Origin of the sequence: Paenibacillus sp. VTT E-133291 (assembly GCF_002264395.1) — a bacterium.
In the GTDB taxonomy this organism is placed as follows: Bacteria; Bacillota; Bacilli; order Paenibacillales; family Paenibacillaceae; genus Paenibacillus_AQ; species Paenibacillus_AQ nitricinens.
Genome location: NZ_NFVA01000247.1, coordinates 1 through 419, shown reverse-complemented (window position 1 = coordinate 419; position 419 = coordinate 1). Strand labels below are relative to the sequence as shown.

Below are 419 nucleotides of genomic sequence, written 5' to 3'. Positions count from 1 at the left end.
GCATCAAACGCCAGCTGTGCCCCTGTAATTCCCGCTGCATTCGTAGCTCCCAGATCGGTAAACGTGACGATACCCGCTACTGCGGTCTGCGTCATATTCCCCGTCAGCGTCCAGCTTCCTGCATCCTTCTTCGAAACAGTCACAACCGTACTGTTATCGCTCGTATTCACGTTACCGAACTGATCCAGCAGCGTAATGACTGGCTGCTGAGCGAAGCTGCCGCCATTCGTCTGCGGCGCACTTACCCCTGTGGTCAGCTTCATCGTCGCTGTGCTGCCTGCAACTGAAATTATGTTCAGCGCTGTTGCCGCTGGCGATGCTACGCCTGCTTGGCTGAACAACACAGCTTGCGCTCCGGCTTTGTTCAGCTTCAGGTTCACCTGAGCTACACCTTCAACGAAACTTACGTTGATTTTGCT

General features: G+C 54.4%; 1 protein-coding gene. It reads right to left on the bottom strand.

The window, feature by feature from the left end; genetic code table 11:
• On the bottom strand, positions 1-419 hold a 419-nt coding region (locus CA598_RS32620), incomplete at both ends, for a hypothetical protein (protein WP_179283836.1).